The following is a 17,460-nucleotide window of genomic DNA, read 5'->3' as shown; positions in this document are numbered from 1 at the left end:
ATTTTATACATTTGTTTAGTGAATAGTTTAGTAATATACCCAGCGTTTTTAGACTTCCAGGAAGTCGTGATTATTATGGTGGTTGCTGTAGTGATTTTTGGACCAGATAAAATTCCAGAAATTGCTCGTGGTTTGGGAACTGCTGTGCGCAAATTAAAAGAAGCATCTGAAGATATCAAGCAAGAGATTATGAATCCTGTTCAGGATGTTGATCCTACAAAAGAGATTCAGAATACCATAAAAGAGTTAAATCCAATGAATGAAGTCAAAGATTCTTTTGCGAAAATTAATCCAATGGAAGATTTTCAGAAATCATTTGATGAAGTTCGTAATCCAGTAGATGAAATGCATCAAGCTATTCATCAAGACAATACAGTAAATGCAGCGTTGAAAGATGATGCACCAACTATGAAAGCTGTAGATCCTGTACAGGATTTGGAATTGGATGTGCAAGAAACAACAGAACCCGTTATAGAAAATGTGGTTGAGCCAATTGTGGAAGAACCTGCGGTTGTTGTAGAACCAAAATCTGTAGACGAAGCATTAGGTTTAGGCGGATCAGTAAGTAGGTAATGATACAAGATTATTTTGATTGGGACGTACAAATATTTTTGTATTTCAATAATTTAGGGAATGAAAAATGGGATTGGTTTTGGTTATTAGTAACCGATAAAAAAACATGGATTCCGTTGTATATCATCTTTATCATCTTACTTTATGTAAAACTTGGTTGGAAAAAAACCTTATTGGCTGGAGTTTGTATTGCACTGATGATAGCGTGTGCAGATCAATTTACAAATATCTTGAAAAATTCTTTTCAACGTTTTCGCCCATGTTACACCGAATCGATTCAAGGATTATTTCGCCCGATAGATTGCGAGGGTAGAGGTAAATACGGTTTTACTTCGGCGCATGCATCTAATCATATGGCGATTGCAATTTTTATTGGAATACTGCTAAGACGCCATTACAAATGGTTACTTTATGTCTTACTTGTTTGGGCGTTAATGGTTGCTTACAGTAGAGTTTATGTCGGGGTACATTTCACAGGAGATATATTTTTCGGAACACTAATCGGAATATTTTTCTCGATTCTTTTCTTGAAATTGTATTATTTTTTAGAAAAAAAATATTTGAAGAAGAATTAGATTCATAATAATAAATACAAAAAAAGTCTATAACAATTTGTTATAGACTTTTTTAATGGATAAAATAATAGTCAGCAATCCAATTATGTAAAATAGAAATCAGATTACTCCAAATTCTCGTCCAACTTATTTGTTTTTTTCTTTGATTTTTTAGCTTTCTTTTTGGCTAAAAATGTATTTAAATCATCATCAATTTCTGTAGAATCTTCATCACCCAAAAGATAACCCCAAGGTTTTAATTCAGTCACATTATCAAAAACAATTTTCATCAACGCAAGTATCGGAATCGATAAAAGCATTCCCATAATTCCCCACGTCATTTCTCCAATTACTAATCCAATAATGACAATCAATGAATTGATTTTTACTTTAGAACCTACAATTTTTGGCATCACTACATTTCCATCAATTGCATGAATTGCAATAAATGCAATTAAAACAAAGAACAATTTTGAAGCTGACATTGTAGCAAATGTGATTATTAGCGTTATAATTAACGAAATAACAATTCCTACATATGGAACGACATTTAGAACGCCAGTTAAAATAGCTAAAACAAATTTGTATTTAAGACCAAGAATAGAAAATGCAATAAAAGATAAAATTGATACGACTAACATTTGTAAAAACAAGCCAATCAAATATTGTTTGACCATTTTTTGAATAGACGTAATGACATTATAAACTTGATCGTGTGTATTTGAATTGAATGCGTAATATAAAAATTTTACCAAATGACGACGATAAATCAACAAGAAAACAATGTATAAAAAGGTGAACAAAACTGTAACAGCCATCGATGAAACAATCGAAATTACTTTTTCGATTACAATTGTACTCGTTTCGATAGTGGTTTTGACATTCTTTGTCAAATATTCCATTTGTGCATGCGAATTAACACCAAACGTATGATGAATCCAATTCTGCAAATTCATAAAAGCTTCTATGATTTGTTTCTGAAATGTAGGCCATTCATTTGCTATTTCCGCCATTTGTATAGCAATCAAATAGAAAATTCCTAAGATAAATGCTGCAAAAAGCAAAGTGGTAATGATACTCGAAATAGCACGCGGAATGCGTAAATATCTTTCGAAAAATGCACAAACGGGCGCTAATAATATCGAAATTAAGAAGCCTAATATTAATGGAACTAAAATTCCTTTACCTATTATTGAAATAAATGTTAAACAAATGATTGACAATAATGTACAAGTTAGTTTTAAATAAAAAGGCCATTTTCTAATGACTTCCATAATTATGAGTGTTTTATTTTGACAGTTTTTTAGATAAGTTGTATAAATATAGTTTTATTTCTGAATATTTTATTTGAATCTTACGTTTATTTCAATAAAAAAACCACGTTATAAAAACGTGGTTTTCAGAATATAGTGAAAAATATTATTTTTTCTTTGCATTTTTGCTTTCTTCAATGATGGTCATTTCATCAATCAAACGTTGCGCATTAGCATACTTGTCAACTACCCATAAAATGTAACGAGAGTCCACCATAATATTACGACAAATCTCAGGATCATAATTCAAATCAGACATTGTTCCTTCCCAAACACGGTCAAAATTCAATCCTATTAATTCTCCTTTTGCATTCAATGCAGGAGAACCAGAATTACCACCAGTTGTATGGTTTGTTGCAATAAAGTTTACAGGTAATTTTCCGTTTTTATCCGCATATTTTCCGTAATCTTTTTTGTCATATAAACTCAACATTTGTTTTGGTAAATCATACTCATAATCACCTGGGATATATTTCTCCATCACACCTTCCATGTGTGTTACAGGCTCGTAATAAACCGCATCGCGTGGTTGGTAACCATCAACTTTTCCGTAAGTTACACGTAAAGTAGAATTCGCATCTGGGAAGATTTTTTTGTCTGTAAAAACATCCATTTGCGCTTTCATATACGTACGCATCAACTTGTTAATTTTATCTTGATTTGCTAAATATGTAGGTGTAACTTTAGTTTGATTTGCATCTAAAATCAAACGAATTTGAGCAATTAAAGCATCTTCTTTTAAGGCTTTAATAAACTCAGCATCATTTTCAGCTAATGCTTTGATATTTCCTAAAACAGATTGACCATTAATTTTTTTCGTTCCATTGATTACCGAATTTCCTAAAGCCGTTTTGATATTTGCAGCAGTTGTAGTTGGTAATAAATTTTGAGGAACAACTTTGAAATAATTATCTGCCAAATCAGAAGAAATAGTTTTGTCTAATTCAGGATTATAATCCTTGTGCATAGACGCAACTGTATTCAACGCTTTTGCTTTAGTTTCAGCATAATTTTTTTGTCCAACCGCATTCAAAATATTGTTCAATGTTAACGCCATTCTGAATGTTTCTGAATTTGAGAAAAACGTTTCAGAATACATAGTGTACGCTAAAATATAATCTTGATTTGCTTTATTAACTTGATTTAATTCAGAAATAATATTCGAATATTGATCTTTTAATTTCGGATTTTTCGCAATACGATTCATAAATTCTTGCTCGTATTGTTGACGTTTTTCTACAGCTTTCGAACGATTAAGTCCTAAAACTTCACCAATCCATTTTTTGTGTGCATTCGAAATACGCGCTTGTTTAGATGCATAAGCGATACGAGTTGCATCGTCTTCACGCATTTTTTTATCGATATGAGATAACGCAATTGTACGCACATTGATACGCGCAGGATCAATTACATCTTTTATTTGCTGGATAGAAGAAGCTGGTAAATATTCGTCCGTCGTACCTGGGAAACCATATACAAACGTGAAATCGTCCTCGCTAATTCCCGAAATATTAATTGGTAAGAAATGTTTTGGTTTGTAAGGAACATTATCTGATGAATAATCTGCAGGTTTGTTGTTTTTATCTGCATAAATTCTAAACATCGAGAAATCTCCTGTATGACGTGGCCAAACCCAGTTATCTGTGTCATTTCCGTATTTCCCAATTGCAGATGGCGGCGCACCAACTAAACGAACATCTTTGTATGTTTCTGTCGTAAATTGGTAATATTTATTTCCTTTGTAAAAAGGCTTAATAAATACTGAACGATAAGCTTCTGTCTTAGTTTTTGCATTAAAATCTTCAATATTTTTCTTGATGATTTTGTTACGATCTTCCTCCGACATATTATCATTAACACCAGCTAAAATTGCAGTAGTTACATCTTTAATATCTACAATAAAAGTCGCTGTTAAACCTTCGTTTGGTAATTCGTCTTTCAACTCTTTAGCCCAAAAACCATCTGTTAAATAATCATTTTCTAAAGATGAATGTGCTTGGATTTCTCCATAACCACAGTGATGATTAGTTAGTAATAAACCATTTGGAGAAATAACTTCTGACGTACAACCGCCACCAAAGTGAGCAACTGCATTGTTGATACTTTTATCTCCAGTACTGAAAATGTCTTTTGATGAGATTTTCAATCCCATGTCTTTCATTTCCTTTTCATTCAATTCTGTTGGAATCCACATTCCACCACCTTGTTGTGCAAAAACACTAAAGTTTGCAAACAAAGCCATTAAAATAGATCCTTTAACGAATAGTTTCTTCATTTTTATTTGATTATTTTATTCTACCGATTTCTAAGAATTCCAAAGATAAAGATTTTTATTCAATCGTTAATGTATTGCTCAAAACCATTATTTTTAGAGGTGTTTATTCAGTTTTTTTTATTGGACAAAATCAATTATTTTTAACAAAAATTAACAATTTATATATGAATTTCAGTAAAATATTTACACTATTATTAGCTTTAGCTACTTTAACTTCATGTACAATTTCTGAGGAAGTTGTTGTAAATGAAAAAGGTGAGTTTGATTATTTTCAAAAAATAGATATACCTCAAATTGGAGCAATGATGAATTCAAGTAATATTGATGATAAAATTGAGATGAATCAAATTTCGAATAATGAGTATTCTTATTATGAATTTGTTCAGTTATTACAAGAAAAAGGTGGAGAAAAATTCAGAAAACAAACCGAAAAATTTGACTTATATAAAGATGATTTATCTGCAATTGATTTTTTTAAATTTCGATTAGACTTGAGAGATAAATTTGCAATAGAAATGATTAATAAATCTAAATCTGCAGAAGAATTTAATTCAAATTCAAAAATTATTGAAGAAACTTTTGCAGTTATCAATATAAAAGAAGAAAAAAGAATTACAGATGAATTAAGTCAAAAGAAAAAGAGAAAGAGAAAATCAAAACAATTAGTCAATGAACCTTTATTTAGTGATAATCCTATGGCGATGATGACAAGCTCAACATATGCTTTCGATGGAAAATCTTTCTCTAAAACAATTGATGCTGAAAAATTTTCAAAAGATTTTGATAAACAGAACTTTGATAATGATGAAGAAAAAGCGATTTTTTTAGGAATGTTGAAACAAATTAAGTTTAAATATAAATATACTTTTTCTAAGAAAATAAAATCTTTAAATATTACTGATGCAATGTTTACTTTAGATGGAAAAACATTTATAAAGGAATATACATTAGAAGAAATCCTTAATAATCCTAGTTTAGGAAATTTTAAAGTAGAGCTTGAAGATTAATGATAATTTTTGAAATCCTTCGTAAATTTGACATTCGAAACACATTGTAAAATGAAACAAATTGTCGAATTCCAAGATTTAGGAATTAACAGAGATTACCAAGAAATTTGGGATTATCAAGAAAGTCTTTTAGCAGAAAATATAGCCGTAAAACAATATAATAGAGCGCAAGAAAAGGAGGGAAGTTTAGATTTTAAAAATACCAAAAATCATTTACTTTTTGTAGAACATCCGCATGTTTATACACTTGGAAAAAGTGGACATTTAGAGAATATGTTAGCTTCAAGTGATAAATTAAACGAAATAAATGCAACTTTTGTGAAAACCAATCGTGGTGGAGATATAACGTATCATGGACCGCAACAATTGGTTGGTTATCCGATTATGGATTTGGATACTTTCAAGCCAGATATTCATTTGTATATGCGCAATTTGGAAGAAGTGATTATCAAAACTATTGCCGAATATGGACTAAAAGGTGAGCGTTCTCAAGGAGAAACTGGCGTTTGGTTGGATGTAGGTCGACCTTTTGCTCGAAAAATTTGTGCAATGGGTGTTAAGGCTTCACGTTGGGTAACGATGCATGGTTTTGCACTAAATGTGAATACAGATTTGCGTTATTTTGAATACATCGTTCCATGTGGAATTCAGGATAAAGCTGTTGCTTCATTGGAAAGAGAACTTGGACATCAGGTAGATATGAACGAAGTGAAAGCGTTTACAAAAAAACATTTTGCAGAAGTTTTTGATGTAGAATTTAAATAAGATAATTCAAAAATATAATCTATTTTTAAAGACCGTTTTTACGGTCTTTTTTATTGCACAATGAGAAGCTTATTTATTCTATTTTTACTTGTTTCCACTTATAGCAAATCTCAATCGTTTGCGCCAATTATTTCGAATTATTCTAAAAGCGAATATTTGGGCGAATCGCCTATTTGGGATATTACAGAAAATAACAAGCAAGGAAAAGTATATTTTGCGAACAATAGAAATATCTTAGAATATGACGGTAATTTTTGGGAAAAATATTCGCCAAATAGCTTAACAATTATACGTTCTGTTTTTACAATGAATAATGTATTGTATTCAGGTGCATTAAATAATTTTGGATATTGGAAAACGATTGAAGGAAAGAAAGTTTACATTTCAATTTCAGATAAATTCAAAAGTTTTGAAGGATTAGAACAAGAAGAAATCTGGAAAATATTTTATCATAATCGTTCTATTTATTTTCAATCGTTCAATTATCTTTTTCAATTTGATGGTAAAACAGTTAAACGATACAAATTACCTGCGCTTTCTTCTTACGTTTATCTGGTGAAAGGTAAAATGTTAGTAGCGACTATTTCTAAAGGTATTTTCGAATTTAATAATGGACATTTTGAGCCGTTATTTGAAATTGAAAAAGGTAAATCAATTGTAATTCATGGAATAGAAAAATATGATAATGATTATTTAGTTGGTACATTAACAGAAGGAATTTTCAAGTACAACAAAACAGCTGGTTTACAAGAGTTCAATGTGGAATTCAATAAAATGCTAAAGAATTATTTAGTGTTAAAAATGATTCGATTAGAAGATAAATTAATCATTGGAACATCAAATAATGGGATTTATGTATATGATTTAAAAACTAATTCTTACAAAAATTACAATCAAAACTCTGGGTTAATCAGTAATACAATCCAAAATATAAGAATAGATTCTAAAGGAAATGCTTGGCTTGGAACGGACAAAGGTATTTCGAAAATAGAATTGAAAAACAAAACTCAACTTTTATATGATTACAATGGTCATTTAGGAAATGTTTTTTCGTTCGACTTTTATAAGGATAATATTTTGCTGGGAACAAATCATGGATTTTATAATTATTCAAATACTTCAAACCAAACAAATTCAGTTCTCGAAAAAGGTTTAATTTGGAATATAACAAATATTGATAATACAATTTATGTTTCGGATAGTTGGGGAACTTACATTTATTCAGGACTATTGAATAAGATTTCTTCTACAAATGGAGGTTTTAAATTGATCAAAAATGGAAATAAATTATATCAATCATCTTTTACGGGAATCAATGAATATATACAAGGTTCTCATAAAGAATCTACTAAAGTTTCTAGTTTAACTATTCCTATTATTGATTTTGTTATTGTCGAAAATAAAATTTTAGGAACTGGAAAAAATGGTGGTTTATATTTATTTGATCTTAAAAATAGAACAGGTAAGGAGATATTTTACCAACATAAAAAATTAGTTAATCCGCAAACTATTCTCGAAGATAACAAGGTTTTTGTACTGATTGACGATCAACATTTAGTCCGTTATGATATAAATAAAAATTTATTTTCTGATGAGAATTTAGATTCAAAATTAAAGAATATTAATCGAATTCGTTATTTAAAGGAGAATCGTTATTTAGTTGAAGCGGATAATATTCTGTATTATTCTAAAGTGGAACAGAATAAATTGATTCATTATTTAATTCCAAAAAAATTGTATGATGGAAAATTGGTTGATGACAATTTAACGGCTAAAATCAACGATCAGTTTTTATATATTAACCTCGAAAACGGATTATTGAAATATGATTTAAAATCTATACGTCGTGAATTACCAAAGATTAAAATTAAAGCAAAAATCAATCAAACGGTTTTGAATAATGAACCTAATATAGAGTATTCAAATAATTATATAGATTTTTATGTTTCAATTTTGAATGATGATTTTGCGAATTATCAATTATATTATCAATTAAATAACTCTAAAATTCAACCACTTAATCAGCCAATAATTAATTATAAACAATTAGAAAGTGGTTCATATCAATTGTCAATTTATGCTTTAAAAGATGGAAATTTTGTTGAGTTGAATCATTTTGATTTTCGGGTTAAAAAGATTTGGTATTTATCAAATTTGATGATATTATTTTATATTTTATTAATTGTTGGATCGATTTTGGCTATTTATAAGTATAACAGAATGAAGTTGAAACAAAGTTTCAGAATTAAACAAAAGCAATTTGAATATGAATTGAATTTGATGGAAATGAAACATCAACAAGAGTTGAAAGAATTGAATCATCATAAAGAAAAACAACATTTAGAAACTTCTTTACAAACAAAATCTACAGAATTGGCAGGACAAGCTTTGAAATTAGCTAATCAACGTGCTATGATCCTAGAAATTAATCAATTGTTTTCTCAATTGGAAATGAATGAAATCAATAAAAAGTTAAAAAAGAAATTTGAGAAAACGTTTTCGGAATATAGTTACAACAGAAATGAATGGCAAAATTTCGAATTAAATATTCAGGAAATTCACCAAGATTTTATTAAGAGATTAGCTGACAAGTATTCTAATTTAACTGCGAAAGACTTAAAACTGTGTGTATTCCTTCGAATGAATTTATCAACCAAAGAGATTGCTCCTTTAATGCACCTTAATTATCGATCAGTAGAACTACAACGATATAGATTACGCAAAAAAATGCAAATTCCTTCTGAAATAAACCTAAATAAGTATATGATTAATTTTTAAATATCGGAAAATAAATTACATCATAACTACATCATGTTGTAAATGTAATGATTTATAATTATTTGGTATTTAGTATTATATATTTTATTTTTTTAGAAAATTATTCTAACTAAAATTATTACTTGTTAATCAAGTGTTAAAACATTCTATTTTTGAAATAACCATTTATTGAAATAGAATGAAAAAATATTTTCTTCCATTATTTATTCTCGGGTCTTTCTGTGTAAATGCCCAAGTTACTAACGATTCTATACAGATAGGAGATCCTTTTGAAAGTGATTCTATTATACTAGATCAAGCCGTTGTGGTTGGATATGGTACTGTTAAGAAATCAGATCTTACATCAGCTGTTTCATCAGCTAATGCTAAAGACATTACGCAAATTGCAAGTACAACTGCCATGCAGTCTTTGCAGGGTAAATTAGCTGGTGTTAATATTATTAATACGGATACTCCAGGAGGTACACCAACTGTTTTGGTTCGTGGAATGGGTACAGCTTTGGGAGGTAAAGCTCCTTTGTATGTTGTGGATGGGTTAATTGTTCCAAATATTAATAATATTAATCCAAATGACATTGAAAAAATTGATGTTTTAAAAGATGCAGGATCTTCAGCTATTTATGGAGTTCGTGGTGCAAACGGTGTTGTTGTTGTAACAACTAAACGTGGTAAAACAGGAAAGATAAGAGTTAACTATGATTCATATATTGGAGTAAGAAATACTATGAATATGGTAGATATGGCTGATGCTAATCAGTACATAACTTATTTTAACGAGCAAAGAAAAGCAACAGGAGGTTCTTTGATTTCTACAAATCAACAATATAACACGAATTGGTTTGATGAAATGTTAACCACAGGACAGTTAGTTAGTAATAATGTTTCGTTGGCTGGTGCTGGAGAAAATATTAATTACATGTTCAGTATTAATAATTTCGAAGAGAAAGGAATTTTAGAAGGAAATAACTTCAAAAGAACAACTGTTCGTAGTAACAACGATTACAAATTGTTTGATGGAGTTTTAAAGATTAAACAAAACGTTAGCGCTACATTTTCTAGAGAAGTTCCTAAACCATATGGAGCATTTGATACAGCTTACCGTCAGTCACCATTAGTTCCTGTAAAATATGATAACGGAAGATGGGGTTTACCTATTTTTAATACAACTACAGGAGAAGTAACATACGTTGCAAAACCAGGAGAGGTGACAAGTAATTTGAACTCTCATGGTAATCCAATGTCTACTTTATTCTATGATAATCAAAAAGCTAATTCTACTACGCTTCAAGGAAATATTGAAGCTGAACTAAAATTAGCAAAAGGTTTAACTGTAACTTCTCGTGCTGGAGGAACAAAATATTGGTACAAATACAGAGAATTTAATCCAATTAAAGAAAGATGGATTGCAGGTAATCCAATTAGAACTGCTGCTGAATTTGAAGATTTAAAAGCGAAAAATCCAGCAAGTTCAACTTATATGAATAACTCTCTAAATCTAAATAATGTAGAAACATTTAGATGGTCATGGGAAAATTTTGTAACATTTGATCGCAAATTTGGAGATCATTCGTTCAATGTTGTTGCGGGAGTTTCTGCTGAAAAAATGGGTATTGGTCAATATTCAGATATCACAGTATATGATGTTCCTGATAAAGAACAATATTGGTCAGCTCATCATGCTTCTGGACAATACAAGGCTGCAATGGATCAAAATAATTACACTCCAATTGCTTATGCTTCTTATTTTGCGCGTTTACAATATAATTACGCAAATAAATACTACGTTTCTGGAATTATTCGTAGAGATGGCTCAAGTCAATTTAAACAAAACGAAAAATATTGGGGAACTTTCCCATCAGTTTCTGCTGCTTGGAATATTTCTAACGAAGAGTTCTTAAAAGATAGTAATGTAATTTCTTTCTTAAAACTTCGCGGAGGTTGGGGACGCTTAGGTAATGCAGATGTGCCATACAATTATACAACAATTTCTACTTCAACAGGTAGTGATAATGCGAATTATGTTTTTGGACCAGGTCAAGATTTAATTTATGGAGCTTATATCGGATCTCCAGCTTATGATATTTCATGGGAAATTGTAGATGAATGGAGTGCTGGTCTAGATTTCGAGTTATTGAAAGGTAAATTATCAGGAAGTTTAGATTACTACAACAAGACCACGAAAAATGCCATCTTAAATATTAAACAAATAGGATCGTCTCCTTATGAAAAAGATTTTTATGACCATGCTGCAAAAGTAGTAAATCAAGGTTTTGAAATTGCTTTGAATTATCGTAATGAAACAGCTGGAGGATTTAGATATTCGATAGGTGGTAACTTTAACTACAATGAAAATGAAGTGAAATCTGTGAAAGAAGGATATTCTGGAATGACAGGAGGTTCTTTAGGAAATGGACAAATTGCAAAACGTTTAGAAGCTGGTCAACCACTTGGTTCTTTCTGGTTATATGAAGTAGAAGGTGTTTGGCAAACACAAGATGAAATAAATAGCAATGCTCANNCAAGTGCTCGTCCAGGACATTTACGCTACAAAGACCAAAATGGAGATGGAGTTATTGATGATCGTGATAAAAAATTCATGGGATCATATATTCCAAAATATAACTACGGAATCAATGTTAGTTTAGAATATAAAAATTTCGATTTAACGATTAGCGGTTACGGAGCTGGAGGTAACAAGATTTACAATGGTATCAAAAATACACGTTTAGGAGGGGAAAATATAACAGTTGATATGTTTAACGATCGTTGGACAGGAGCTGGTAGTACAAATTCTCATCCAGGAGCGGAGCGTGATCAAGTTGCTTCTTCTTACTATTTAGAAAAAGGTAATTATTTCAAATTAAGTAACATGACAATAGGATATAATTTTAGAGATAAAATTGATTTTATCAGAAACCTAAGATTATATGTTAGTGCACAAAATGTATTCATGATTACGAAGTATTCAGGATTTACACCGGAATTAACTTTAGATAATGTAAAAGGAAAACGTTATGATGGAAGTCCTTATGGAACGACAGGTATGGATTTCTCTGCATATCCAAATGTTAGAACATTTTTAGTTGGATTAAACGTAGAATTCTAATCTAGAAAATTTTAAAAAAATGAAAAAAAATATATTTAAAATAGTAACATTAGCTTCTATTCTTTCAATCGGAACATTAAGTTCATGTACAAGTGATTTTTTGAATGTAGATTCTCAAGAAAATATAGCTATTGATGATCAAGCTTCTCAATCTCCAGAAAAATATGTGAATGGTATTTACGGAATGTTTACAGATTGGGATTATGCATTCTCTTGGTTAGGAGTTACTGAAATGATTTCTGATAATGCAGATAAAGGAAGTTCCTCTACAGATAATGGTGGAGATAAAAGAGATTTAGACGAATTATTACATAGTTCTACAACTGGTTCTATCGAAGCTATGTGGAAACGTTTTTATAAAACAATTGGTAGAGCGTCATATTCTATAAAATATACGACAGAATCATCAATCACAGATGCAGAAAAAAATAGATTAATTGGGGAAGCAAAATTTTTGAGAGCTGTTTCTTATTTCTATTTGGTTCGTATGTTTGGAGATACTGTGATACAGGAGTTAGATGTTCCGGCGTCTTATTCAGTACGTAAACCAAAAGCAGAAGTTTATGCATACATTGAAGCAGATTTATTAGATGCAATATCAAAACTTCCTACTAAAAATGAATATGCTGCAAAAGATTTAGGACGTGCAACAAAAGGAGCTGCTCAAGCTTTATTGGCAAAGGTATATTTATACCAAGGAAAAAATCAACAAGCGTACGATATGGCTACAACCGTTGTTAATTCTGGTATTTATGATTTAGAAAGTGATTACGCAACAACTTGGAGAAAAGAAACTGAGAATGGTAAAGAGTCTTTATTTGAAATCCAAGCTCGTGGAGATGCTGTTGCGCATGGCGTTCAACAATATTCAGAAACTCAAGGAGCTCGTGGTACTGGAGGTTGGGGATGGGGATTCAATGTTCCTTCTCAAAATTTATTAGATGCTTTTAATGCTGAAGGAGATGCTATTCGTCGTGATGCAACAATCATTTTTAGAGGTGAAACTTTATATGACGGTCGTTTAGTTCCAACTTCTGTAGAAAACCCGATGTATAACGAAAAAGCGTATTCAAGTGCGAATCTTGGTTCTGCGGATGGAGACAAAAACATTCGTGTAATTCGTTTTTCTGAAGTTTTATTAATTCAAGCTGAAGCAGCAAATGAAATTGGGCAAGATGCTTTAACACCTCTTAATCGTGTTAGAACACGTGTAAAATTAGCTCCAATAGCAAGTATGTCTAAAGATCAATTACGATTAAAAATTTGGAATGAAAGACGTTTGGAGTTAGCATTTGAGCATGATCGTTGGTTTGATTTAGTTCGTACTGGTCAAGCAAAAGAGATGATGGCGAAAAATGGTAAAACTTTCGTTACTGGAAAACATGAATTGTTCCCAATTCCAAATGGACAAATTATTCAAACTCCAACAATGACTCAAAACCCAGGTTGGTAATGATTAAATTAAATAAAACAATAGTTACTTGCGCTTTTTTATGTGGCGCAAGTGCTTTTGCTCAAACAAAACAAGAAAATAAGCTGTTAGATAAAGTTCAAAAACAGACGATTCAATATTTTTGGGATTACGCTGAACCTCATTCAAAATTAGCTCGTGAACGTTTTCATCCTGATGGTTTTTATCCAGAAAATGATTCAAATATCATTACAACAGGAGGAACAGGATTTGGATTAATGAGTTTAATTGTTGGTATTGATCGCGAATTTATTCCAAGAAAAGAAGCAACTGAACGAATTTTAACAGGATTGAAATTTTTACAAAATGCAAATCGTTTTCATGGAGCTTGGCCACATTGGTTAAATGGCGAAACAGGAAAAGTAAAAGCTTTTAGTACATACGATAACGGAGGTGATTTGGTAGAAACTGCATTTCTTGCTCAGGGTTTAATTTGTTTGAAAGAGTATTTCAAAGATTCTAAAAATGAGAAAGAAATAGAGATTTCGCAATTAGCTGATCAACTTTGGAAAGAAATCGATTTCAATTTTTATACACGAGGAGAAAATGTGTTGTACTGGCATTGGTCTCCAAATTACGAATGGAAAATCAATTTTCCTTTAAAAGGATTTGATGAAACCATGATTACGTATGTTATTGCTGCGGCTTCTCCAAAACATTCTATCAATTCAGAAGTTTATTACAATGGTTGGACGAGAAATGGTGATATAAAATCAAATGATTCTGCATACGGAGTTCCATTGATTGTAAAGCATAACGGAGCTAATAAAAATGTTGGACCTTTATTTTGGGCACAATATTCATTTATTGGACTTAATCCGAACAATTTAATAGATGGAATTGGTATTGATTATGGAAAAGTAGTGAAAAATCAAGCAAAGATTCATTACATCTACAATCAACAAAAAACGGAAAGTTTCAAGAAGTACAAAAAAAATATGTGGGGATTAACGGCAAGTTATACCTTCAATCGAGATGGAACAGAAGGTTATACAGCACACTCTCCATTAAATGACAATAATGTAATTACGCCTACAGCTGCGTTATCGTCTTTCCCATATGCACCGAAAGAATCTATGGATTTCTTGAAGTTTATTTACGAAAAACAAAACAAAAGCTTGATTGGAGTAGCAGGTCCGTATGATGCGGTTGATGTAAAAAATGATCGAGTGATTACGAAATATTTGGCGATAGATCAAGGAACAATTACACCAATGATAGAGAATTATCGCTCTGGATTATTGTGGAAATTGTTTATGCAAAATGAAGATGTACAAAGAGGTTTAGACAAATTGAAATTCAAAACAACAGCCTCGAATTAAAATCAAAAAAATGAAAAAACTAATTTATTCAATTGCTTTCTTAGGATTAGCATTCAATACTTATGCGCAAAAAATAAAGTTTGATAAATCGAAATCGAAATCAGAGTTTATTGATTATGTGATGAGTCAAATGACGATTGATGACAAAGTGGGTCAGATGGTACAATATACCTATGATGGAGGTGATGTTACAGGCTCTGCAATTGATAAAAATTATATAAAATACACGAAACAAGGTATGATGGGGTCTGTATTTAACGCTACGACAACAGATATTACCAAAAAATTACAAAAAATTGCTGTTGAAGAAACACGTCTTGGAATTCCATTAATTTTTGGATACGATGTAATTCATGGTTATGAAACTATTTTTCCAATTCCACTTGGTGAAGCTTCTTCTTGGGATTTAAAAGCAATTGAAAAATCGGCTCGAATTGCTGCTGAAGAAACAGCTGCTGGCGGAGTTCATTGGACTTTTGCTCCGATGGTTGATATCGGTTTTGATCCTCGTTGGGGACGTGTTTCTGAAGGTGCAGGTGAAGATACTTTCTTAGGAAGTAAAATTGCAATAGCGCGTGTTAATGGTTTTCAAGGTAAAAGTTTATATGATTTAAATACCGTTTTAGCGTGTACAAAACACTTTGCAGGATATGCTTTAGCGCAGGCTGGTCGCGATTATGGTTCGGTAGAAATTTCTGATCGTTTCTTAAGAGATTATATTTTGCCGCCTTTCAAAGCGACTGTTGATGCAGGTGCTGGATCTTTCATGACGTCTTTCAACGAAATTGGAGGAGTTCCTTCTACAGCAAGTAAATATTTGTACGATCAAATTTTGCGTAAAGAGTGGAATTATAAAGGGTTTGTTGTAACAGATTATACGGCGATTCAGGAATTAGTTCCTCATGGAATTGCAAAAGATTTGGAAGAAGCAACTCTAAAATCGGTTGAAGCAGGAATTGAAATGGATATGATGAGTGGTGCTTTTCTTAATCATTTATCAAAATTAGTAAAAGAAGGAAAAGTAAAACAAGATGTGATTGATACTGCGGTTCGTAGAATTTTAGAAGCTAAATATGATTTAGGTCTTTTCGAAGATCCATATCGTTATTCAAATGCAAAACGAGAGAAAGAAACGGTAATGAAACAAGAGTTTTTAAATGAAGCTCGTGATGTTGCGCGTAAATCAATGGTTTTATTAAAGAATGATAAACAAATTTTACCATTAAAAGAATCTCAAAAAGTTGCAGTTATTGGACCTTTAGTTAAAGATGAGAAAAATATCATCGGAAACTGGGCTGCACGTGGAGATCGTTATGGAAAAGCGTGGTCTGTTTGGGAAGGTTTGAATGATGTTTTAGGTAAAAACGCAAAAATTACTTACGCACAAGGAACAGAACTTAATTCGTTTAAAACTGATGGTTTTCAAGAAGCAATTAATATAGCGAAAAACTCGGATGTAATTGTTGCGGTTATGGGAGAAAACGAGAATCAAACAGGTGAAGCTGCTTCTCAAACAAATATAGATTTACCAGGAAATCAGAAAGAATTATTAAAAGAATTAAAGAAACTTGGTAAGCCAATTGTTTTAGTTTTAATGGCTGGTCGTCCAATGACAATTTCGTGGGAAAATGATAATATGGATGCAATTTTATACGCATGGTATCCAGGAACAATGGGAGGTTTAGCGATTACAGATGTGTTGTATGGAAAATACAATCCTTCGGCCAAAACACCGATGACATTTCCTCGTTCTGTAGGTCAAATACCAATTCATTACAATCAAAAAAATACAGGTAGACCTTATTTAGGAGCGAGTGATGCGGAGCAAAAATATAAATCTCGTTATACAGATTCTCCGAATTCGCCTTTATATCCATTTGGTTATGGTTTAAGTTATACAACGTTTGATTATAGTAACTTAAAGTTGAACAAATCAACGATGAGGAATGGAAAAGATGAAATCAAAGTCACTGTAAATGTTAAAAATACAGGAAACTACGATGGAGAAGAAGTAGTACAATTATATGTTCGCGATTTAGTAGGAAGTGTGACGCGTCCAGTTCGAGAATTGAAAGGTTTTGATAAAGTGATGATTAAGAAAGGAGAAACAAAAACAATTACGTTTACATTAACTTCAGAAGATTTAAAATTCCACGATATCAATATGAACTATGTTGCAGAAGCAGGAGATTTCGACATTTTTGTTGGTGGAAATTCAGACGCAACGCTTAAAACAAGTTTTACTTTAGTTGATTAAATTCCTCATTTATAGTTTTAGTTAGAAATTTAATTTATT

Annotated in this window: 11 protein-coding genes; 9 read left to right on the top strand and 2 right to left on the bottom strand. The window is 31.2% G+C overall.

The features are described 5' to 3' along the window. Positions 1–18 precede the first annotated feature (18 nt). Together B4L98_RS12905 and B4L98_RS12900 are read left to right on the top strand one after the other, a co-directional pair. Positions 19–573, top strand: a complete 555-nt coding sequence (locus B4L98_RS12905) for a twin-arginine translocase TatA/TatE family subunit (RefSeq protein WP_236688155.1) — start codon at positions 19–21, stop codon at positions 571–573. Next, positions 573–1,148 (top strand): phosphatase PAP2 family protein, encoded by a 576-nt coding sequence (locus B4L98_RS12900; RefSeq protein WP_291078396.1) that lies wholly within the window; start codon positions 573–575, stop codon positions 1,146–1,148. Before B4L98_RS12905 ends, B4L98_RS12900 begins: the two co-directional genes overlap by 1 nt. Positions 1,149–1,252: 104 nt before the next feature. On the opposite strand, the gene B4L98_RS12895 is transcribed toward B4L98_RS12900, so the two are convergent. Together B4L98_RS12895 and B4L98_RS12890 are read right to left on the bottom strand one after the other, a co-directional pair. Beyond that, complete coding sequence (locus B4L98_RS12895; protein WP_291078394.1) at positions 1,253–2,401, bottom strand: AI-2E family transporter; 1,149 nt, start codon at positions 2,399–2,401, stop codon at positions 1,253–1,255. 145 nt (positions 2,402–2,546) lie between these two features. Continuing rightward, positions 2,547–4,715, bottom strand: a complete 2,169-nt coding sequence (locus B4L98_RS12890; protein WP_291078392.1) for a S46 family peptidase — start codon at positions 4,713–4,715, stop codon at positions 2,547–2,549. A gap of 164 nt (positions 4,716–4,879) precedes the next feature. Here B4L98_RS12890 and B4L98_RS12885 point away from each other — a divergent pair, with 164 nt between their 5' ends. The 7 genes from B4L98_RS12885 (at position 4,880) to bglX (ending at position 17,421) form a co-directional block, all read left to right on the top strand. Continuing rightward, positions 4,880–5,722, top strand: coding sequence for a hypothetical protein (locus tag B4L98_RS12885; protein ID WP_291078390.1), 843 nt, complete (start codon positions 4,880–4,882; stop codon positions 5,720–5,722). Positions 5,723–5,773: 51 nt separating this feature from the next. Then, on the top strand, positions 5,774–6,487 hold the full coding sequence (gene lipB / locus B4L98_RS12880; RefSeq protein ID WP_291078388.1) for a lipoyl(octanoyl) transferase LipB: 714 nt from the start codon (positions 5,774–5,776) through the stop codon (positions 6,485–6,487). Between the two features lie 60 nt (positions 6,488–6,547). Continuing rightward, a complete protein-coding gene (locus B4L98_RS12875; protein WP_291069938.1) occupies positions 6,548–9,265 on the top strand; it encodes a helix-turn-helix and ligand-binding sensor domain-containing protein in 2,718 nt (905 codons plus the stop codon). Positions 9,266–9,443: 178 nt separating this feature from the next. After that, positions 9,444–12,371 carry a SusC/RagA family TonB-linked outer membrane protein gene (locus B4L98_RS12870; RefSeq protein ID WP_291078387.1) on the top strand — a complete coding sequence of 976 codons (2,928 nt, stop codon included), beginning with the start codon at positions 9,444–9,446 and terminating at the stop codon, positions 12,369–12,371. A 19-nt stretch (positions 12,372–12,390) separates the two neighbouring features. Further along, positions 12,391–13,824: a RagB/SusD family nutrient uptake outer membrane protein gene (locus B4L98_RS12865; protein ID WP_286495499.1), complete on the top strand. Its 1,434-nt coding sequence runs from the start codon at positions 12,391–12,393 to the stop codon at positions 13,822–13,824. Further along, complete coding sequence (locus B4L98_RS12860) at positions 13,824–15,164, top strand: glucoamylase family protein (RefSeq protein WP_221855170.1); 1,341 nt, start codon at positions 13,824–13,826, stop codon at positions 15,162–15,164. The genes B4L98_RS12865 and B4L98_RS12860 overlap by 1 nt, the downstream gene beginning before the upstream one ends. Before the next feature lie 10 nt (positions 15,165–15,174). Continuing rightward, complete coding sequence (bglX, locus tag B4L98_RS12855) at positions 15,175–17,421, top strand: beta-glucosidase BglX (RefSeq protein ID WP_221855167.1); 2,247 nt, start codon at positions 15,175–15,177, stop codon at positions 17,419–17,421. Positions 17,422–17,460 lie beyond the last annotated feature (39 nt).

Origin of the sequence: Empedobacter sp. UBA5528 (assembly GCF_002426075.1) — a bacterium.
GTDB lineage: Bacteria > Bacteroidota > Bacteroidia > Flavobacteriales > Weeksellaceae > Empedobacter > Empedobacter falsenii_B.
This window is presented reverse-complemented; position numbering and strand designations above follow the sequence as displayed.

Excerpts from the sequence above, each read along its gene's own strand:
- B4L98_RS12900 (WP_291078396.1), top strand. The coding sequence starts at position 573 with ATGATACAAGATTATTTTGATTGGGACGTACAAATATTTTTGTATTTC.
- B4L98_RS12895 (WP_291078394.1), bottom strand. The coding sequence starts at position 2,401 with ATGGAAGTCATTAGAAAATGGCCTTTTTATTTAAAACTAACTTGTACA.
- B4L98_RS12890 (WP_291078392.1), bottom strand. The coding sequence starts at position 4,715 with ATGAAGAAACTATTCGTTAAAGGATCTATTTTAATGGCTTTGTTTGCA.
- B4L98_RS12885 (WP_291078390.1), top strand. The coding sequence starts at position 4,880 with ATGAATTTCAGTAAAATATTTACACTATTATTAGCTTTAGCTACTTTA.
- lipB (WP_291078388.1), top strand. The coding sequence starts at position 5,774 with ATGAAACAAATTGTCGAATTCCAAGATTTAGGAATTAACAGAGATTAC.
- B4L98_RS12875 (WP_291069938.1), top strand. The coding sequence starts at position 6,548 with ATGAGAAGCTTATTTATTCTATTTTTACTTGTTTCCACTTATAGCAAA.
- B4L98_RS12865 (WP_286495499.1), top strand. The coding sequence starts at position 12,391 with ATGAAAAAAAATATATTTAAAATAGTAACATTAGCTTCTATTCTTTCA.
- B4L98_RS12860 (WP_221855170.1), top strand. The coding sequence starts at position 13,824 with ATGATTAAATTAAATAAAACAATAGTTACTTGCGCTTTTTTATGTGGC.
- bglX (WP_221855167.1), top strand. The coding sequence starts at position 15,175 with ATGAAAAAACTAATTTATTCAATTGCTTTCTTAGGATTAGCATTCAAT.